Raw genomic sequence first — 19,750 nt, 5'->3', positions numbered from 1 at the left:
CGTGCCTGAATTGAGCACCAAACCGATTTTCAGGAGTATTTTCGTGACATCTCTTTCCGATCGCCCGCTTCCTCTATTCTACCAAAAACCCCAGCCGCTGATCCAAGTGATCCATGATGAGGTGCGGTTGAAGAATGGTGATTTCACCTTCGCGGCCGATGCGAACGCGCTGCCTGTGACGATCGTCGAGTTCGCGCAGGCGATGCGCTTTTACCCGATCGCCTTCGCTGAGGGCGGCAACTTCCCGGTGGCGGTGCTGGGCCTGAGTGCGGGCAACCGCTTCGTGACCGAAGGCCGCTGGGCCGAGCGCCATTATGTCCCGGCCTATGCGCGGCGCTATCCGTTCGTGTTCCAGGATGCCGGCGAGCAGGGCTTCGCGCTCGCGCTCGACATGGCGTCCGAACGGGTTGTGCGTAGCGGCGAGGCGGGAACACCGATGTTCATCGACGGAAAGCCCTCACCGCTGACCGAAAGCGCGCTCGCCTTCTGCCGGGAGTTCCACCAGGCGCACCTCCAGACCCAGGCGTTCGTCGCGGCGCTCGCCGAGCGCGATCTGCTGATCGAGCAGCAAGCCGATGCGAAGCTCGCGTCCGGCGAACCCCGTCGGCTCGCCGGCTTCCACATCGTCGATCGCGAGAAGTTCGGCGCGCTTCCCGATGATGTTATCCTTGATTGGCATCGCAAGGGCTGGCTCGCTCTGGTCCTGTTCCACCTGTCGTCGCTCGACCGCTTTGCCGACCTGCTGGCGCTGGAAGGAGTCGCCGCGCCGGCGCACATCGAGCCAGCCGCGTCAGATGCCGCCATGGTCGATCCAGTTGCCTGATCCATTTGAAGGAAGTGTCATGAAGTCGGTTGTTCTTTCCCTCGCCATCGCCAGCAGCCTCGTCGGCACCCCAACCTTTGCGCAGCAGGCGGCACCGTCTGCGCCCGCCGCGCAGCCGCTTGGCGGCGCCACGATCCCCGGCCTGTGTCTGCTTTCGCGTGAGGCGATCTTCGCCAATGCGGCAGTTGGCAAGGTCGCGACCACGCGGCTCCAGCAGCTCGCCCAGGACGCGCAGGCCGAGGTCGATGCAGAGCGCAAGCCGCTCGACACCGAGATCCAGGCGTTCCAGGCCGAGGCGGCCAAGCTGACGCCGGCGCAGCGCACCCAGCGCGAACAGGCGCTCCAGCCGCGCCTCCAGGCGGTGCAGGCCAAGACCCAGCAACGCAGCCGCGAGATCGAGGCGACGCGCGAAAAGGCCATGGCGACGATCGCCAGCGATGCGCAGCCGGTGATCGCGCAGGTCTACACCCAGCACAAATGCGGCCTGCTGGTCGATCGCAATACAGTGCTGGGAGGAAACATGACGAACGACATCACCCCCGACGTGGTCAAGGGGCTCGACGCCAAGGTCACCACCATCACCTTCAACCGCGAGGCGCTGCCCGCCCAACCGGCCCCGAAACCCTAGTTGCCGGAGGAGGAAACCGACATGCTGCCCGTGATCGCGCTCCTGGGGATTGGCTTCGTGAGCGGTGTGCTGCTCACCGCCATGGTCGCCCTCTACGTCTTCGGTCTGCTGCGTGCCTATACCACCGAGATCATCGACCAGCATGTCGGGGTGTGGCTGTACAATCACCCCGTAAAACAGCCCGTCCCGGTCCGGAGCGGGCGAAAAGCCGCATGATCATCACAGCGAACCGACCGACCTGTCCCATCCGTCCTACCCCGTCCACGCATGGCCAAGGAGCTACCCGCGCATCATGACCGACCATGACTCCCCGCGTTCGTTCCGCCGCCTTGCCTCCGGCCTCACCGCCGCGCTTTGCCTCCTGTCCGGCGCCGCGCACGCCGGCCAGCCGCGGACGATCGCGCCGGGAGCCGCGCCTCAAGCGTGGCTCGCTTATGCGCAGACGGTCTCGGATGCCGTCCATACGCGGCTGACCGGCGACGACCCCGCCGCCGTGCGCCTGCGCGACTATATGAACCAGTTGCCCGGCGGGGCCGACGCCGAGGGCGCGGCGCTGCGCATCGCCTTCTGGATCGATGGCAAGGGCCGGATCACCCGCATCGATCATGCCCTGTTCGCGCAAACCCAGCCCAACGACGATCTGCAGACACTACTGGTCGGGATCGAACTTCCAGCACCGCCGCCCAAGGGAATGCTCCTGCCGCTTCGTCTTGGAGTCCAGATCAAGCTGAAGCCACGCCCCGAGCCGATGTCGGCCTTCACCACCATCAGCCTGCGCTATCGAAACATGCCACCATCGCCGCGATGGTCATGATCGTTGCGGCATCCACACGCCACCGCCAGCGCCGCCGCTGACGGTCATGAAATCGCCCTTGCCGGGTTCGGCAGGTTCAAGGTCAAGCAACGACCGGCGCGCGCCGGCCGGAACCCGGCGACCGGGGAACGGCTAGCCGTCCCCGCCTCGAACAAGTTGACCTTCCGTCTGGCATAGGCCGTGAATGATCGTCTCAATGCCTGAGGCGTCGCGAAGGATGTGAACCTTGGCGGACTACCCGGATTGTGCGCGGCCTATAGCGCCGCACCCGGGCGTTATCAGTGGCATGTACGGACGGGCGGCCCGCTTCCTGGCGAGACGCGCGGCTATCTCGATCCCGTGATGGCGGTACGCCTCGGCCCGGCGGTCGGTGGAAATACCGGCCAGTTCGCGATCCCGCCGACACCTGCACCGGCTTTCAGCGAAGCCGGTGGAAGGATGCCTGCGGCAACGTCGCCGCTGTTTGTGATCCTGAAACACCCCTAACAGGCTGTTGAAGAAGTCCATTTTTGAGCGATGAAGGACCATTCGTCGCCGTTGTGGTAGCAGATTTCGCCGTGGAGGGAGCCATCGGGCTGGAGTTCGGCGGAGCCGTCCCCGCAGACCTCGGTCATTTCGTCGCTTCCATTCCAGGAGAAGTCGATGCTTGTCGCCTCGGTGCCGCTCGCTGCCCATATATGTCCGGTGCAGCATCCGAAGGCAAACTCTCCCCCGCCATTGCCTTCGAACAGGATATAGGCCGGCTCGACCATGTCGGGATAGTCGGCCTCGAAGTCGGGCATCTCGACGATGCGCCATTTGCCCTTGAGGCTCATGCCGGCGCACCGAGGAGCTTGGGCAGGCGGACCAGATTGTAGGCGGCCAAGGTGAGGGTGAAAACCGCATCGACCTTGGCCTGTCCTCGTAGCTTGACCTTGGCGAGGCCAGCGGCGCTCTTGGCCCAGCCGAACACCTCTTCGATGCGCTTGCGGCAGCATTGGCTGATGGCATAGCCGGGATGCCGGGTGGTGCGCCGATCCATGGCGGTCGCGCGCGGCTTTCCGGTCTTCGAAAGATGTCCGTCGATCGCGATGTGCGGGGTGACCGAGCGCTCGCGCAAATCCTCCACGAACTGCCGCACGTCATAGGCCTTGTCGGCGCCGAGCGTGATGCGGCGGCGGCGCGGCCGGCGATCCAGCATCGCAAGCGCGGCTTCCCGTTCAGCAGTACCGCTTGCCTGGGTGATACCGCCGTCCACCGCTAGACCGTTGCGGTTCTCCATCAGAGCATGACCGATATAGCAAAGCCTGGCAGGCTGGCCGGCGCCCTTCTTGTAGAGCCGCGCCTCGGGATCGGTCGTGCTCTGGTGGGTCTCGTTGGAGCGCTTCTCCTTGTGGAAGTCGCGCTCGGCATTGCGGCCCGGTGGACCCGGCCGGTCATCGTCACTCCCGTCCTTGCGGCGAAAGCTCTTGATCGATGCCCATGCCTCGATCAGCGTACCGTCCACCGAGAAATGATCGCTCGAGACCAGCCGCTTCACCCTGGGCTGTGCGAGGATCGCGCGCAGGAATTTGGCGGCGATCTCGCCACTGAGCAGCCGGTCCCGGTTGGTGCTGAAGCTCGAATGATCCCACACTGCCTCGTCGACACCCAAGCCGACGAACCAGCAGAACAACAGGTCGAACTCGATCCGCTCCATCAACTGGCGTTCCGAGCGTATCCCGTAAAATACCTGCAGCAGCATCGCTCGCAGCAACCACTCAGGCGGAATCGAGGGCCGACCAAAACGGTGCGCGTAAAGTGCCCCGAAATCCTCGTCCAGCGCCGCCAGTGCCGCGTTGGCTACCTCCCGAATCCGCCGGAGCGGATGATCCTTGCGTATCCGGGACTCCACATCGACATAGGAAAACAAGCTTCCGCTGCTATCGTCAGAACCGCGCATCGATCCCTCCCGCTCAAAGAGAGTGAATCACGATCACGGCCCAATCGCCAGCTACTTCTTCAACGGCCTGCTAAGCGGGGTGACTATCAGCCGAGGATCGGCAGCGAGAGGCGGGCGATGAACACAGCGCCCTCCTGTTCTCGGGCAAAGGTGCCGCCCGATGCGTGCACCAGCCGGTCGATCAGGCCGAGGCCCTGACCGCCCTCGCGGGGCGGCCCTAATTCGGTCTGCTCGCGCCAGATGAGATGGAGCATGCCGTCATCGACCGTCCCCTCGACCGAGATCGTTCGGCCCTGCTGCAGGGCGCCATATTTGAGGCTGTTGGTCGCCAGTTCGCCGAACGTGAGCGCCAGCGCCTGCATCGCCGCATCGCTGAGCTGGACGTCGGGCAACGCGCCGAACTTGAGCAGCGATCCGTCGCCATAGGCCGATGTCAGGAGCGGGATGATATCGGCGAAGCGCCTGGCCGAGGACGGGTTTAGAATGAGATCCTGCACCGTGGCGAGCTGCGCGAACCGGGCGGTGATTTCTTCAGCGAAGGCACGCGCTTCCGGTCGTGACCGGGCGGACATCATCGTCAGGCCCGATGCCACGGTCAGGGCGTTTTTGAGCCGGTGGCGCATCTCCGCGCTGATCGCGGCGACACGCTGGCGCTCGGTCACCTCGGCGGTCGTGTCGCGCGCGATGGTGAGGAAACGTGTAATCTCGTCATTGTCGCCGCGGATCGGTGTGACCGTGACATCCCACCAGCGAAGCGATCGATCGGGCCCCGGACGCGCCGCTTTCACCCGGGCGACCTCGCCCGCGCTTGCGGCGGCCAGCGCGGCCTCGACTTGCGGCCGCACATCGGCCGGCCAGCGCTCGACCCAGGACTGGCCGATCAGATCGGTCGGGGAGGTCAGCTCCATCGCGCTGGCGCCTTCGCGATTGACGAACAGGATGCGCCCGTCGCTGTCGAGCAGCTTGATGCATTCATGGGTCTGATCGAGCAACGTGGCAAGCAGGACATCGTGTTTGTCGATCAACGCATCGACCGGTTCGGCCATGGCTAGGTTTCCGTCCGATGATATGATCCGGCACCGTAACAGGCTTCACTCTAGCCGTCACAACCTTGATCAAGATCGGTTCGAAATACCCGGCTGGTCGCGCGGAGGAGGGGGCTTGTCCTCGACCACGATGAGCTTTCGCTCTTCGTCGAGCAGCACGTCGATCGTAATCGGGGAAGCCCTTCCCGATCGCGTCCAGACATCGAACCCGTTGTCGACCAGTTCGCAGATCGACCGGCTGAGGTCATAATCAGCAATGATCGACAAGAACATCCGCTTCGACGGCGTGGCTTCAAGAATTGCGACCTGCCTCTTCATGCGCATCTCCCCGCTTGATGCTAGCACTCAATCCTGCAACCCGATCGATAAGACATAGCTTACCGCATCCGAAGGAATATCGCGCGACATGCAATATATCGACCGGCACCGCGTCCCCCCTCCACCCGCGTTTCAGGGAACAAGCGCAAAGGAGGAGCGCGATGCGCTTCTCGAGTTCATGAAGCAGGACCCGGAGCGCCGAGCACAAAGTTCGACGCAGGCCAGCAGGTTCGAGCCCGATAGCAGTGTGCTTTCGGCCCTTCACGAGCTCTTTAATTCGAAATGCGCGTTTTGCGAGGCGCGCGTTCCGCTCAACGTCCATCTCTTCCGGCCAAAGGAAGAAGCGACGCCGCAAGCAGGGAAACTGGCTCACCTCTACTACATCTGGCTAAGGACAGACTGGGGCAATTTCTATTCAATTTGCGGTCCATGCTCTGCACGCACCTACCGGAATTTTCCGGTCAAAAATGGCCAACGCGGGGCGCTTCCCGGCATGGCGGAGCTGGAGGCGTTTGTAAAAGAAGGCTATGGCCTGTGGCGGTCTGCACACCGGGATCGTCCCTTGCTCATCGATCCTTGTCGGGTCAGGGACTACACACAGCATTTCAGCGTCAGCCTCGACGGCCGGCTTCAGCCGATTTCGGAGGCCGCGGTCGCGACAATCGAAGTTTTCGGTCTGGATCGCGATCCGCTCGTCCGAGCCCGCGCACAAGCCTATGATCAGTATCTCGACCTTTTCTTCTCGGAGCTCGCGCGCGGCGTCTCTCTGTCGATGTTCGACTTCGATACGATGGAGTTCGGCGGGAGCTGGTATCTGTTACTGCGCCGTCTAGGAAAGGAAGCAGGACGCAGGCTTGGACGGCCATTCCAGCCCAACAAAGCTAAATTTGTGGAACAATTTCGGGCGATCTGGGGCACCGACTTGGGCCAAAAGGCACTTCGCGAAGCGGCCGAGGGCATTCTGCTAGCCGAGCCGCGCAAGGCACCCGTCTCCCGGACGGCGCGCCGGGGACCGGCCAGCAGGCTTACCACGATCGAAGTCGAAAATTTCAAGGCGATCTCGGGCGTCGAGATAGTTGTTCCGGAGCCCATTGCTGCCAACCCCCAACTGGACCGGAAAGCCGAAGCTGCTGCGCTCCTCATTTTAGGAGAGAATGCGGCGGGCAAGAGCTCGCTGCTTGAAGCCGTTGCGCTCGCGCTCTGCAGCGAGCGCACTCGTACCAATCTTGACAAGGCGCCCAGTGCCTTCATCCTCGACCCCTCGATGCTCGGCGTCGATCCAGACGTCACGGCGCCGTCCCAAACCATCGTTTCTCTTGGCTTCGACGATGGCGGGCATGTCACTATGACAATCCGGACCGACTACACGTTCGATCAAGTGGTTTCGAATTTGCCTCTGGTTTTCGCTTATGGTGCCTTCAGGCAATATGACGTTACCAGCCGGCGGTCGGTGCGTTTCGGCCACGTCGGTTCGCTTTTTCAGCCGCGGTTCCTCCTTCCCAATCCTGAAAAGTGGCTACTTGGCCTCAACGAGACCCGTTTTGCGATGGTAGCGAGAGCGCTTCGCGATATCTTCTCGATCGAAGGCGAATTCGAGGTGATCGAGCAGGATCGAGCCAACGCGCGCTGCCTGCTCGTCACACGTATCGATGACGGGAATACGACGAGGCTCCTCAAGACCCCGCTCGCGGTCGCATCCTCTGGATATCGCTCGATCCTAGCGATGGTTTGCGACATTCTGGAAGGCCTGATGGGCACGAGCGACGCCAATCTCCAGCCGCTCGACGAGGCAAGACCGGTGATTCTCATCGACGAGATCGAGGCCCACCTCCATCCTCGGTGGAAGATGCAGATCATGACGGCCCTCCGGCAGGTGCTCCCGCGAGCGGTCATTGTCGCGACAAGTCACGATCCCTTGTGCATCCGCGGGATGCACGACGGCGAAGTCGCCGTATTCAGGCGAGGCGCCAATGGTGGCGGGCCGGACGGGTTGATGGCCGTAGAGGTTCGCACGGACCTGCCCGACGTTGAAAACCTAACCGTCGAGCAGCTCCTGACATCGGATCTCTTCGAGATGTTTTCGACCGACTCTCCGCAAATCGAACGCAATATTGCAGATATTTCCGTCCTTCTCGCGCGCCGGGAAAGTGGCGTCCGGTTACGCGCGGACGAATTGGCGGCGCTTGAGGATCTCGAGCAGCAGATCGGCGAGGCCTTACCGCTTGGTACCTCGCAGGCTCAGCGCCTCGTTTTGTCGGCAGTCGAGGAGTTTCTACGCTTGAGACGCGGAACGACCGCGGCGCGGATGAAGAGCCTGGAGGCGGCAGCGAGGCAGCGGATTGTCAGCGCGCTGGAGAGCATCTGATGCGTGCCGTATTGCGCGGTAACAAGGCGCCACCTTCGGGGCTGAGTAAGCGGGGCCAAGACAAGCTCACGGAGCTGGAGCGGGTTCGCAACCATATGCGGGCGCCACTCCCCGCCGGCGAAACGCGGAGTGCATTCGGATTTCGTGCCTATAAATCGGGAGAGGTCAAGCGCCGGCTCGAAGATCTCTTTCACGGGAAATGCGCATATTGCGAAACCTATTATGCGGCGCAGGCGCCCGTGGACGTCGAACATTATCGGCCGAAAGGAGCCGTGGAAGATGCCCCCGACCATCCAGGATATTGGTGGTTGGCAATGGATTGGCAGAATCTCCTGCCGAGCTGCATCGACTGCAACCGGCGGCGGAAGCAGAAGACGCCTGAGCTGACGAGCGATCTTTCCGTTCTTCACAAGACGATGCTGACCGGGAAAAAGGATTGCTTTCCGGTGAGTGGTGACCGGGCAGCGGGTGAAGAGGCCGATGTGGACCTCGAAGATCCGCTGCTTCTCGATCCGACCCGTGACGATCCAAGCGCGCATCTGCATTACTGGCTAGGTGATGGTCCTTCCGCCGGGCTTGTTTTGCCTCGCGCTGCCGATGATGCGGTTCCTGCTCTTCCGGTGGTCGGCGGCGATGTGGGGGAAATCATAGCTCATGCGGTTGACGCAGGGCTGAGCGTTCGCGGCGCCGTATCTATCCAGGTCTACGGCCTTAATCGGCTCCATCTCTTACAGGAGCGCGCGCAACTTCTTCAGCGGCTTCGCTTCCTAGAATATATAGTCATAAACATCGGAGAGGCTGTTCAAACCCTCTCTCGCCCGCACCTGACTGTGCATGAGGAAGTCCTCGAAGCGACACGGAATCTGATCCAGCTTCAGGATCGTGTGATTGCAGAGATGACGGCAATGGCATCACCGAAGGCGCCTTATTCGGTCATGGCTGCTGCATTTATCGCAAATTTCAAACGGCGACTTCTGGCCGGTTGACGCTATGGCTCGATCGCTCGGAGCGATGACCAATCATCTCGTCCTCATCTCGGCGTAAGGATGATATCCATTTCGCCGGGCTTGGTGCTTCGGTCGCCGAAGAGTGACGTTTGCGTCGCCCGGCTGTAGGGAGCGGCAACCAAGCGATGATCCTTCTCGGGGAAGAGGTTCTCTAGAACCCTCGTCGTCACGTCGAGCGTTGCCGGACGCGCATCCGTCCGCACATAAATCGTGGCATCAGGTGTGAGCAATCGCCGGCTTGACGAGAAACATTGATGTAGCAGGCGAGTATAAGCTGTCGCATCGTCATATTTGGATTTCCATTTCTGGCCATCCAGAATGGGCCGCTCGGTTTCCCCAAGCAGCCAATATCGCAACCATTGATCGTAATAATAGGATGTAACGCCGCGGTACGGTGGAGACGTTAGCAAGAGCCTGTATTGCCCCGCGTCGGCTGGCTTCCTACGCTGCAAAATCTGTCGGCAATCTCCGAGGCGAAGACAATGCTCGTCCCAGTCGGGCGCGCCGTGCCTGTATCGCCATCCGACACGGGAGCTCAGAAAGTCGACGGGGTCGATGTCCGGGGGGACGGTGAGATCATGCTCCCTCCACCAGTTTACCGAATATTCCGGAGCCATGGCCTTTGTTTGCCGCATCTGGTTCGACAAAGCACAGGGGCGACCACCGTCGATCTTGCCGTGAAGATAGGTCAGCAGAAATGCGATGGTCGTGCGATCGATGCGGTGGGTTTTCCAGCGCAGGTCCGAGCGGGCAGCGAGCAAAAACGCTAGTACGCGAGGAGCGAAGCAGTATTGGAAAAACTCTGGCAGCCGTTCAGCTGCCTCCTCGAATGCCGGGGCAATAACCGATAGCTGTTCGATCCTTCTCAGAACACTAGCCTCCGATGCTGGGAATAGCTTTGTTCTTCCATAAATCCAGCCGAGCGGGCTGATTTCAATGCCGAGCGCTCGCCTCCCCTTTTCGCGCGCGCAGAATAAGCTTGTGCCCCGGCCTGCGAAAGGATCGAGAACACCGTCGCCGATATGAGTATATTGGTCGATCACACTTCGCGCGAACACGACGGGGAACATCGCATAATAAGGTCCGAGGCTCGCCCAACGCGACGTGGGGCCCTCCTTCGCGCGTTGTTTGACCGGGATCCAATCGGGATGGGCGTCCATTCAAGCCTCCCCGAAAAGGCCCATGATGATGTCTGTGCCCCGCTTCAGCGGGATCGCCGCATGCGCGTGCGCGCGCACAAGCGGCATGAAACCATCTTGGTAGAGGTAGGTCGACAGGTGGTCGAGGACATTGAGGGCGTCGCCAAGACGAGGGAATGCGACACCGCTGCAGTCATAGAAGTCCGTCCCCTCGACATTGACCATCGCCATGTTCAGAACTGCGTGAGCTTCGTTTCGCGTCTTGTAGAAGACCTTGCGGCCAAAATAGGTGTCTGCCCCGCTCGGCTTTGCGTCTTCCGGGCGGAACACGATGTTGCGATTTACGTATTGCGCATCGGGAATGAGAACCGAGCCAGCCGCGAACTTTGAACGAGGGCCGGCCTTGTCTGTCCAGTCGAGATCCGCGAAGTGCGTTACATACTGTCCGGTCTTCTCAAGGCCGATCACGAGAAGGTCCCCGCCCGTAGCCTTGCGGACGGCAGCGCTGATCCGGATGATTTCGGCACGTATCCAAGGCGCGAGCCAGGCAGGCTGGCCAAATACTGCCAGCGGGCCATCGAGCACGAAGGCGCAATCCTTTAGGAAATGAATTCGTTTCGGGTCTTCAAAGAACCGCAGAACATTGACCAGCGCAAGCACTTCGAGGACGTGGCGAACCTCGCCATGCACCTCACCATTTGAACCAAGTTCATTGAAACGCTCATGAAACCTGAGCGCATCAGTTTCGAAAAGCGTTTCTCTCTTGTCGCAAGCGCAAGTGTAAACCCCTTGGTTCTCGCTATACCGATGTTCGCAACCCTCGATCGGGCATCCGATATTGGACGTGCGCGACGTGACGATCGCGCGCATCGTCTCGAGCAATGTTTCGTGGCTTTTGTCGAGTTTCCCGTGAAGTGCTTCGTAGACGGAGGCCCTGAAGAAGGTCCTGGAAGTTTCCTCGACATACTGTCGGACAACGTTGGAACCAGGTAAAACCGCATCGAGAGTATGCGCACTGTCCATCTCGTTGAAAATTCGAGGAGACGGTATTTGCCCATTCCCAATCGCCGCGAGTTTTGAAATGTCAATAAATACGACCGACAGCATGATGAGACTGCATTCGGCACCGGGGAAACCGTTGCGAACCTTATGGGTGATGCTCGATCCATCGATAGCGATGACGCGGGAGGGAAGCCAGTCGCTGCGCGCAACTTCTACCAGCGGCGCGGGATCGCGCTCGGCATTAGACGGCCGCACCGCGACCGAACCTTCAAACTCCTTCAGGGCCAAACTTTTTTCAAGCGCCAACAGGCTTTCACCTGTCGCCACTTCGTTTTCGAAGGGCATCAGATGTCGACCTTGAAGCGTTGTACTTGGATCGGGACGATATAGGGGTTGCTGAGCGTACGCATCCGAATAAAGCCCGGATCGGGCACTTGCAATATAGACTGTGCGAAATCGTCGAAATCATAGTATTTTCGCAGTTCTCGCATCTCGTCCGAATTGTTGAGATGCGCGACAAACCAGTTGTCCGTATTCTTCATGATGTTCGACTGAATCGAAGAAGGCTCCTGTGTGGCATAGACGATGCCGACGCGATATTTCGAACCCTCCTTAGCTACGCGGGACCAGATATTCGTCACGTCGGCGGCCGACCCCGCAGGCAGGAGATTATGGGCCTCCTCGGCGTACACGATGACGTCTGGAGGCAGAGCGAAGCCCCCGCGCCCATCTGATTCGGGAGCGATGAATGCGGCCTTTTGTCGATTGAACAGCGATCTCATGACACGTTCCGCAGCGGCCCGATTCATATCGGGATCCCCGGTCGACTGGTCGAAAATAACCAGTTTACCGGCAATGAGATCATCGACAATGCTTACCGCATAATCGTCGGTGCTCTTTGGGTCGTGCTGCGGGAGCAGCGCTCGCAGCGCGCGGGGGCCATTGGGATATTGATAGATGCTCAAAATGCCGTTGAGCGTCTCATCGTCCCAGTTTCTTTCATCGTCGCCTTTACGATATTCATTTGTGAATGATGCAAATCCCGAGTTTTGCGCGTCGGTGATAAATCGCCTTAGCGCTTGGCAGGCATCGACGAAACTCGCCCAGTTCGGCCGTTCCTCGCCAAAGGTCTTAGCGGCGGCGGCATAGTCGGTCGCATGACTCGATGTCGAGTTTGACATCGCCTTCAATATTTCTTTGCTAAAAAGGCCCTTGATGTAAGGGCCGGTTTCCTTCGAGGCAAAGCCGGCGGCACTCAGCACGGATCGATACACGACAATGGCACGCCTAAAACGTGTCGCAGCGCTCCCGTCGAGAACTTCGGGTACTTCGAGCGGGGTATTGCGGAAATTCTGAACATATTTGGCCGTGTCACCGACAAGGATCTCGTCGGCCATTCTCTTGCCGACGAGCAGTTGCTCCAGGCTATTTCTTACCTGATCCGACTTGTGCCACGACGATGGCTCGCCGCCGTAAAAGTTGATTTTGGCGACAATCCGATTGGGGTCGGCGGGGTGGGTAGTCAGGCCATAGGTCGCGACGTCATCGGATTTGGCATTCTGAGTGTGCGCGCCCACATTCTTCAGGCAGGATGGATTCTCGGCATCGCCATCCTGCATATTTTCGTTCGCATATTCGCCGTTCACGTCGAATATGAGTTGGCCGATCCGACCTTTGCCGCTTTCGCGCTCTCTGAGGCGAAACACACTGCTCGCAATCACCTTGGTGGTGTTTGACTTGCCGGTGCGGGACATGCCGAACAGGGCGGTTCGGCGCGCGACGAGATCTGTAGGGTCGAGATTGACTGGGACAGCTTCACCTTTCGGGTCGATCCGGCGTTCGGACGAGGCGTAGCGTACGCGTCCAACCGCCACCCGCCCGCCCGCGAGCGGATGCTGGTCGTCCGTTCCCGCCTTCGCAAAATTCACGATTGTCGACAGCGCATCTCCGACGGGTTTGTAGACCTTCATTCCGCGGCCGGAGTAGAAGTTCGAAATATCGGCTCCGAAAATCAGGCTCCATTGTCCTGCCTTGGCTTCGGCTACCCTGAATGTCCCAAGGACACGGCAGCGGACACCGGAATAGCGGAGTTGGTGTAGCGTGAACTGGTCCGTTCGGCCCTCTGCGTCCCAGACATCCTCAAGTGTCGCCACGCGCTGTCCGGCGAGGAAGCGGTTTACATCGGTTTCCGCGGCATTTGGCAGGCGTGACTGTCCAGTCACGCGCAACAAGATCAATGCGGAATCTTCATCTACCGGATCGCATTCTTGCCCGGGCTGGAGTCGGGTCGCGATGAGGAAACTGCCCAAGGGCAATCCTCCTACTTGTTGCCGACTGAAATCATGGACAAGGATTTCGCAAGAATCATAATCGATCTTCAAGAGATCGCCAACGAGATCGCTTTGCCGAAGCATCCGAGTAAGACGTAGACTAGCAGACTTAGTCGTGCTCTCTTGAAAGCTATCGAATTCGTCGCTCAATCCCCGAATCTTAGAACCAGACATCGTTCGCTTGTACCCCCTGTCGCTGGGAGCTTAGCTAGAAAAATTACGCGTTTGAAGAGTGAGGATGCTTTTTGAACACATCTCCTGATGAGCAAGATGCCACGAGTGAGCGCGGCGAAGGCGCTCAACCCCGATCGGGCCATTGGAACGCCCATATCATTGAGCGCACGTGCGGCCGGCAGATCGTCCTGCCAGTTGGGCAATGCATCGAACGGAACGTAAAGACCGCTCAAGCTGCGCCATTTGTCATGTGCTTCATCGGCCTTCGGCGCACCCGCGCAGCATCATCCTGCGACACAGAGCCAGCCTTTGGGCGTGCTTTCATACACCTGGCCATAGCCGGTGCCGAGGCCGACGCCGTGCTGGTTGAAGCAGCGGGCGCAGATATTAGCCCAGCAAGGACCGATGTCGCCATCGACCATGAAGCGGAGCAGCGCGAACGGGTGCTCACAGACATCGCAGGTGTCGAGATCGCCCATCCAGTAGGACACCTCCTCCTGCGCGGGCGCATCAGCGATCAGCTCGGCCAAGCGCCTCTCGGCCAGGGGCATGTCGTTATTGAGGAACGCCTGGATCGTCTGTGCAAACCCCTGATCGATGCGCATGAAGGACGCGATGATCTGGTGGACCTCCTCGACATGCGCATCGATAAGATGGTTGATTGAACGAATCTCGCCCTTGACCGGCACGATGATCGAGCCCTGTACGCGGATGCGCTCGGGGCCTGCCTTCGTCTCGCGGAACACCGAATAGCGCAGGCCGAGATCGGTCATTATGTCGCGATTCATCGTCCGGTTCTCGCCGAAATGGCAGGCGAGGAAATAGGAGAAGTCGTCGCCGTCGAAATGCTGCGCGATCACCTTGGGGAAATCGGGCTTGGTGCCGTCCCATTCGGGAAGGCCGATGAACCGTTCGGTCTCGCCGTCATGGATGATTTCGAGGCGGAAGGTCGGCACATAGCCGGGAAAGCCGAACGCCGAGCTGGCGATCGTGCGTAAGATATCCTCGGGGCTATAGGCGATCAGCTCAATCGTCGCTGGTCCCGACTTTCGCTCGGCATAGCGGATCAGCTGCAACACCGTGCCCTGCCATGCCTCGTTGTAGAAAAAGATATTCTCGACCCGGCTGGTCAGCGCGCGCATCAGCGGCGCGGAATTGGTCCGGGCGGTGATGCGCAGCCGGAAATCGGACTCGCCGCCATCCCCCCTGATCTCGGCGAGAATGGTCTCGTCGCTGACCATCGGATCATTGAGACGGCCGAAGCGGTGCACGCGGATATCGTCCTGCGCGCCGTCCGCGAACACTCGCGCGCCCTTCTCCGGATTGGCGATCTCAGCGGTATCCGACCCGATCTGATGCCGCCCGGGCGCGCCCTGCGGCATCAGCCAGACCATGTCGGCCGCTTCGGCGACCCGGTCCTCGAGCTCGGAATAACTCGCATTCTCGGCGAGGAATTCGGCATAGGCCTCCTCATCGAGATGAGCCTCGATCAGCGGGAGATACTCGTCGAGCCGCAGCTCGCGCTGCGCGAAATAGAGGAAGGATCGCCCTTCGAGGCTGGGGCTCGTCGGTCGCGACTGGACGAGCACGAAGTCGGTGAGGCCTGTGCGCTGAATATGTGCGGCAAGACGAGGCACCGCGGCGCTGGCGCTGGCATCATCGACAAAGCCCCAGAGGAAGTGCCGGACCGCAAGCTTGCGGTGCGCGGCGAGCGCGATCGGTTCGACACGCTTGATCTCGACCGGCAGGCCGTCGGGACCGCGCAAGATCTCGCCGGACCAGATTTCGTACGGCGCCGAGGGCGCGAATTCGGAATAGGGCACCAGCAGTTCGTGCCATTCGACCGACAGCAGTATCAGCCGATATTCGGTCTCCTTGAGCAGATACTTCTCGCGCAGCAGCGCGGCATATTTGTAGAGTTCCTGGATCGCCTCACGTGCCGCTGAATTGGTGCGCTTGATCTCGATGATGACGAGCTGCCCATCAGCGGCGCGAGCGAAGATATCGAGAAACCCTGACGCGCCGTTCGGATTGGCGAGATGATATTCAGTTTTGACCAGGGTCAGGCCCGGCTCGATCATGTCGAGATGCTCGGCGAGAAAATCGCGGAGTGCCGCCTCGTTGGGCACTCTCTTCATGCGCAGGTTCTGTCATCGTCATCTGGCCATGCCGTGACGCTGACCCGGCGTTCGGGCCGGTCGTAATCGACCGCGCGGATGAAATGCACTGCGATGGTTTCGGGCGCGAGGCGAAGGGTCAAGGGCCGGTCATCGTCGAGATCGGGCTGCGCGAAAGTCTCGGGCACGTCCTCGGGCACGGGTGGCGGCGTGCCGCCCAGCGCCGCGCGCGGATCGGGGGGTGCAACCGTGCCGATCTCCTTGACCGATAGACTTATGCTGTCGTCGAAGTCCTCGGAATCGACGTCGATCTCTCGAATATAGGCGTCGATATAATGGCTGCGGTGCGGGAAGGGCGCGACCCGCGCCGAGCGGTTGAACAGCACGACGTTGCCGAGTGCGGCTCCGCGCTGGGTCGATTTGTAGAGAATGCCGTCGATCGCGGGCACGATCCGCTCGGCCAGATATTCGGCGACGACCTGGGTCGCGACATAGCCTTGGACCTCGTCGCCAGGCAGCACTGGCCGGGCGATCTGGTCGCTGAACGTGCACAGGAAATGCGCCGCATCGCGCCTTGCGACGAAGTCCGGATCGAATGGGCTGGCCTGGACCGCCAATCTGTCGAGCGCTTCGCAGTCGAGCAGCCGCAATGGCCGAAGCACATCGAACCGCGCGACTACGACGTGCGCGCCGACCGGCGGACGGATTTCGGCGATGCAGGTGGTAACATTAACCGCGCCGTAGAAGACCGAAATGCCCGGCGCATTGAGCCGGCCGCCATTGCCTTGGCCGGGCGGGAGCGGCCCGATCTGCTTCACCGGCTCCATCAGGATCCGGCGCAGTTCGCTCTCGTTGGCGGCGATGCGTCCACGGTAGAATTGACCGCCGGGCGTGCCCGGTTCGACCGTCTTGATCACTGGTTTGGCGTCATAAGTCAGGTGGCCGCCGAGATCGGCGAACACTGTGTCGAGCCAGGCCAGAGCTTCGCCGTTGATGTGGCGCGCTTTCTTCCTGAGCGAATCGCAGAAACGCTGCCAGCGCCGGTCCTGCCAGAACATCGGCGTCCGCCTCGGCGCGAAGCCGGTCGAATAGTCGTAGAAATTCTGGCTGTCGTGGAATGACGCGAACTTCTCATAGACCTCGCTCAGATGCTCCTCGATCCGCTGCGCGAGATCGTCTTCGATACCCGCGATGCGCGTGAAAATCTCCGCGGCGCTGGGGCTCTGGTCATAGGGCGCCAGCTCGAAATGCGGCTCGAATGCTTCGTGTATCCGCTCTGCCAGCGCGGCCAGTTTGATCGATGGTCGGGTCTCGCCGCATTCCTCGCAGACGGCCGTGACCGCGTCGGCCGCGAGCCGCGCACGCAAATGCACATTACCAATGCATTCGAGACAGACCGGATTTTCCATGATCTCGCTCATGCCAGTGGATCACGCGCGCGTCGCGGTCCGCCGCTGTCCGCGATCAAGGGCAGCCTTTCGGCCCGCCGTTTTGCCGCGGTGCGCAGCGCCGACAGCGGCGCGGTGAACGCCGCGCACGGATTGCCGCCGATGTTGAGCGGCAGTGGCAAACCGCTAGCGAGCAGGAGGCGCTCGGGCTCCCATGGCGTCGGGTGCGTCGCCCAGGCGAAGCGCGCATGCATATGCAGCCAGCGATCGAGCAATTGCTCGCCCGGATTGGTGAAGGTCAGACGGCCGGTGGTGCCGACCCGCCGCAGCGTCGTACCGAGCTCGGTCTCGAGCAGGCAGCCGAGCGTCAGCCGCAACGTCGATCCAGCGGCATTGCCGCCGAAATGGGTGCGTAGCCTTTGCTGGATGTGCGAGCGGCTCGGCGGGCGGCCATTGGCCGACGGCTTCTTGGGTGAAATGCCGCAACAGAGCAGGGTCCAGTGGTTGTGCCGGTGGCACTGGCTGGCATCGACAGCGGGTGGGACCGCATCGAAATACCAAGCATATATGCCCGGCTGGCGCGGCGCACCAATACCGCGCGCGCGGGCCTCGGCGGCGGTGTAGAGCCGCGCTGGCGTCAGCAGCGCAGCGAGCGCCGGATCATCCGCAAAGCGGCCTCGCCAGTCCATCAGCGGCGCCAGTCGGGCTTGGGTCGGCCGCGCGGCCACGGCTTCGCCGCGCACGCCGCGATCAGGCTTGCCGCCGCGCGCTTGCCGAGCACGATCTCGCGCCCGCATTTCGTCTGGCCGGGCTGGGTTTCAGGGGCGTCGATTCCCAATATGTGGACGCGTTCGCCGCTCGTCAGACGAAAGGTATCGCCGTCGGTCACATGGCGCACCATGCTAGTCTCTGGCGCAACCGGGCCGCCCGCTGCGAGCGCGATGGCGAAATCGCCGACAAGGAGTGGGAATGAGATACGCATTCGCTCCATCCTAACGCAACTGCGTAGGGCGTGGGAGACTCCGCGATTGGCCGGTCTTATCACTATAAGCCGGCTTGAAGCGCGACAATATGCGCACATAAAGAGAACAAACCTGTTGCAGTTGAGCCTGGGAAATGGCATCAAATGCGTATTTGGCTCTTGCCCCATTTCGAACAGTCGACAGATGTGAGGTGATGAATGAATGGGCGAAAGGCAGCGCGAAACGCGGAAATAGAGAGACTTCATAGTGAAGGTGCGACCTATGCGGCACTGGCGCGTCAATTCGAGATAAACCCTGCTCGGGTGACGGTGATCGTCGCCACCGTTCGGCGCATGCGCAAAAGGATTCAAATGCGACTAGATGAGCCCCTTCGGTGCACGACGTAAGCTCAAACGACGACTGGCGCAGACCCGGGTTGATGCTAACTCCAAACTGGGGAATATTACCGCCCCTCAATTGCGCTGCTGAACGAGTGTCGGCTTTCAGGGCGGCAAAATGATGGCTCAAACGGCAGCTTTGTCGGCGTAGCCGACTAAGACGTCGGCGCATCCGAATGTCCGCTTTCCCAATCCCTTTAACTGAAACCGGTCAGGCAGGAGGCGGCCCGCCTGCGGCCGGACAGCTAGTGGTGCAATCTGCCGGTCCATAATTAGTCGTGTTCCATCAATAGCTCGGGCAGCCTTATAAATTTGCGGGGCGTTTGCGCAGCGCCAGTTTTTCTCCGAGAAACTTTGCGCCATCTGCCAGCGCGGCATCGCCATCGGGGCTCCGGTCCTTAAGTTGATAGAACTGGATAAAGGCATGGCCAGAGTTGGGATAAATGATCGTCTGGGCCTCGACGCCCGCCTCGTTCAATGCTTTGGAATATTCTTGGCCGTCGTCGCGGAGCGGATCGAGCCTCCCGACCAGGACGAGTGCGGGCGGTAGGTCGCGGTGGTCTGCCGATAGTGGCGAGATCAGGGGGCTAAACGGATCGACACCTGCCGGAACATACATTTTGAGCACCCGTGCAGCGAAGTCCACCGTCGGAGTATGCGTTTGTCCGAACTCCTTGAACGACGGCGTATCCATCTTGTTGCCGAGCCCAGGGTACATAAGGAGTTGGGCCGACAGCTTCGGCCCGCGCCGGTCTCGGGTCAGTATCGCTGCTGCTGCCGCCAGGTTTCCGCCGGCGCTGTCCCCGCTGATGGCGATGCGCTGCGGATCGATACCGATCGAGGCGCCGTTCGTCGCCACCCAACTCAATGCGGCGTAGACATCCTCGAGCCCTGCCGGATACGGATGCTCGGGGATCAGCCGGTAGTCCACCGATAAAATCGCCGCGCCCGCACGGTTCGTCAGGCTTGTCAGCGCAACGTCGAACATGTCCAGATTGCCGGCCATGAAACCGCCGCCATGCGCGAAAACGACGACTGGAAGATCTTTCGGCTCAATCCCTTCGGGCAGGTAGAGTCGAACGGGGATTTCGCGATCGGGATTTTGCCCAGCCACTTTGAAATCGCGAATGTCGCCAACTTTTTCGGGGTGCCCCAAGCTTGTGGTCGCCGACAGATACCTCTCACGCAATTGCTGTGCGAAAGCCAGGTCCTCCGTGGTCGCAGATTGTGCGGCACCATTTGCTCCGGGCATCAAAACCTCCACGCCTTCAATGCGATCGGATTACGCCGGGTCGTCATCTGATTGTCGATGACGACC

The 19,750-nt window shown here is 60.9% G+C and carries 19 protein-coding genes and 1 pseudogene; 8 read left to right on the top strand and 12 right to left on the bottom strand.

What is annotated here, in order from left to right; translation table 11 throughout:
* Window positions 1–43 precede the first annotated feature (43 nt).
* The 6 genes and pseudogenes from P0Y59_10820 (at window position 44) to P0Y59_10795 (ending at window position 2,751) form a co-directional block, all read left to right on the top strand.
* Complete coding sequence (locus P0Y59_10820) at window positions 44–823, top strand: SapC family protein (GenBank protein WEK02139.1); 780 nt, start codon at window positions 44–46, stop codon at window positions 821–823.
* A 19-nt stretch (window positions 824–842) separates the two neighbouring features.
* Window positions 843–1,451, top strand: coding sequence for an OmpH family outer membrane protein (locus tag P0Y59_10815; GenBank protein ID WEK02138.1), 609 nt, complete (start codon window positions 843–845; stop codon window positions 1,449–1,451).
* A 21-nt stretch (window positions 1,452–1,472) separates the two neighbouring features.
* Window positions 1,473–1,667: a hypothetical protein gene (locus tag P0Y59_10810; GenBank protein WEK02137.1), complete on the top strand. Its 195-nt coding sequence runs from the start codon at window positions 1,473–1,475 to the stop codon at window positions 1,665–1,667.
* A gap of 76 nt (window positions 1,668–1,743) precedes the next feature.
* Window positions 1,744–2,265 carry a hypothetical protein gene (locus tag P0Y59_10805; protein ID WEK02136.1) on the top strand — a complete coding sequence of 174 codons (522 nt, stop codon included), beginning with the start codon at window positions 1,744–1,746 and terminating at the stop codon, window positions 2,263–2,265.
* Between the two features lie 18 nt (window positions 2,266–2,283).
* Window positions 2,284–2,442 (top strand): annotated as a pseudogene (locus P0Y59_10800) (HU family DNA-binding protein).
* Window positions 2,443–2,607: 165 nt separating this feature from the next.
* Complete coding sequence (locus P0Y59_10795; GenBank protein WEK02135.1) at window positions 2,608–2,751, top strand: hypothetical protein; 144 nt, start codon at window positions 2,608–2,610, stop codon at window positions 2,749–2,751.
* Here P0Y59_10795 and P0Y59_10790 read toward each other — a convergent pair.
* The 4 genes from P0Y59_10790 to P0Y59_10775 all read right to left on the bottom strand — a co-directional run bounded on the left by P0Y59_10790 (window position 2,748) and on the right by P0Y59_10775 (window position 5,550).
* Window positions 2,748–3,080 carry a hypothetical protein gene (locus P0Y59_10790; GenBank protein ID WEK02134.1) on the bottom strand — a complete coding sequence of 111 codons (333 nt, stop codon included), beginning with the start codon at window positions 3,078–3,080 and terminating at the stop codon, window positions 2,748–2,750. The genes P0Y59_10795 and P0Y59_10790 overlap by 4 nt on opposite strands.
* Window positions 3,077–4,186, bottom strand: coding sequence for an IS5 family transposase (locus P0Y59_10785; protein WEK02133.1), 1,110 nt, complete (start codon window positions 4,184–4,186; stop codon window positions 3,077–3,079). Before P0Y59_10785 ends, P0Y59_10790 begins: the two co-directional genes overlap by 4 nt.
* 86 nt (window positions 4,187–4,272) lie before the next feature.
* Window positions 4,273–5,232: a PAS domain-containing protein gene (locus P0Y59_10780; protein WEK02132.1), complete on the bottom strand. Its 960-nt coding sequence runs from the start codon at window positions 5,230–5,232 to the stop codon at window positions 4,273–4,275.
* A gap of 69 nt (window positions 5,233–5,301) precedes the next feature.
* Window positions 5,302–5,550 carry a hypothetical protein gene (locus tag P0Y59_10775; GenBank protein WEK02131.1) on the bottom strand — a complete coding sequence of 83 codons (249 nt, stop codon included), beginning with the start codon at window positions 5,548–5,550 and terminating at the stop codon, window positions 5,302–5,304.
* 88 nt (window positions 5,551–5,638) lie between these two features.
* Here P0Y59_10775 and P0Y59_10770 point away from each other — a divergent pair, with 88 nt between their 5' ends.
* On the top strand, window positions 5,639–7,915 hold the full coding sequence (locus P0Y59_10770; protein WEK02130.1) for an AAA family ATPase: 2,277 nt from the start codon (window positions 5,639–5,641) through the stop codon (window positions 7,913–7,915).
* A complete protein-coding gene (locus P0Y59_10765) occupies window positions 7,915–8,901 on the top strand; it encodes a hypothetical protein (protein WEK02129.1) in 987 nt (328 codons plus the stop codon). The genes P0Y59_10770 and P0Y59_10765 overlap by 1 nt, the downstream gene beginning before the upstream one ends.
* Before the next feature lie 44 nt (window positions 8,902–8,945).
* Here the strand turns inward: P0Y59_10765 and P0Y59_10760 are convergent, their stop codons facing one another.
* From P0Y59_10760 to P0Y59_10725, 8 genes are all read right to left on the bottom strand, one after another.
* On the bottom strand, window positions 8,946–10,082 hold the full coding sequence (locus P0Y59_10760; protein ID WEK02128.1) for a DNA methyltransferase: 1,137 nt from the start codon (window positions 10,080–10,082) through the stop codon (window positions 8,946–8,948).
* A complete protein-coding gene (locus P0Y59_10755; GenBank protein ID WEK02127.1) occupies window positions 10,083–11,408 on the bottom strand; it encodes a DNA double-strand break repair nuclease NurA in 1,326 nt (441 codons plus the stop codon).
* Window positions 11,408–13,372, bottom strand: coding sequence for a DUF87 domain-containing protein (locus P0Y59_10750; protein ID WEK02126.1), 1,965 nt, complete (start codon window positions 13,370–13,372; stop codon window positions 11,408–11,410). The genes P0Y59_10755 and P0Y59_10750 overlap by 1 nt, the downstream gene beginning before the upstream one ends.
* Window positions 13,373–13,851: 479 nt before the next feature.
* Complete coding sequence (locus tag P0Y59_10745) at window positions 13,852–15,705, bottom strand: endonuclease NucS (protein WEK02125.1); 1,854 nt, start codon at window positions 15,703–15,705, stop codon at window positions 13,852–13,854.
* On the bottom strand, window positions 15,702–17,105 hold the full coding sequence (locus P0Y59_10740; protein ID WEK02124.1) for an RES family NAD+ phosphorylase: 1,404 nt from the start codon (window positions 17,103–17,105) through the stop codon (window positions 15,702–15,704). The genes P0Y59_10745 and P0Y59_10740 overlap by 4 nt, the downstream gene beginning before the upstream one ends.
* Window positions 17,102–17,761, bottom strand: coding sequence for a hypothetical protein (locus P0Y59_10735; protein ID WEK02123.1), 660 nt, complete (start codon window positions 17,759–17,761; stop codon window positions 17,102–17,104). The genes P0Y59_10740 and P0Y59_10735 overlap by 4 nt, the downstream gene beginning before the upstream one ends.
* Complete coding sequence (locus P0Y59_10730; GenBank protein ID WEK02122.1) at window positions 17,761–18,054, bottom strand: hypothetical protein; 294 nt, start codon at window positions 18,052–18,054, stop codon at window positions 17,761–17,763. Before P0Y59_10730 ends, P0Y59_10735 begins: the two co-directional genes overlap by 1 nt.
* 682 nt (window positions 18,055–18,736) lie before the next feature.
* A complete protein-coding gene (locus P0Y59_10725; GenBank protein WEK02121.1) occupies window positions 18,737–19,696 on the bottom strand; it encodes an alpha/beta hydrolase in 960 nt (319 codons plus the stop codon).
* Window positions 19,697–19,750 lie beyond the last annotated feature (54 nt).

Origin of the sequence: Candidatus Sphingomonas phytovorans, from assembly GCA_029202385.1 — a bacterium.
GTDB classification, from domain to species: domain Bacteria; phylum Pseudomonadota; class Alphaproteobacteria; order Sphingomonadales; family Sphingomonadaceae; genus Sphingomonas; species Sphingomonas phytovorans.
The sequence above is the reverse complement of the archived record's forward strand: the minus strand, read 5'-3'. Positions and strand labels throughout refer to the sequence as shown.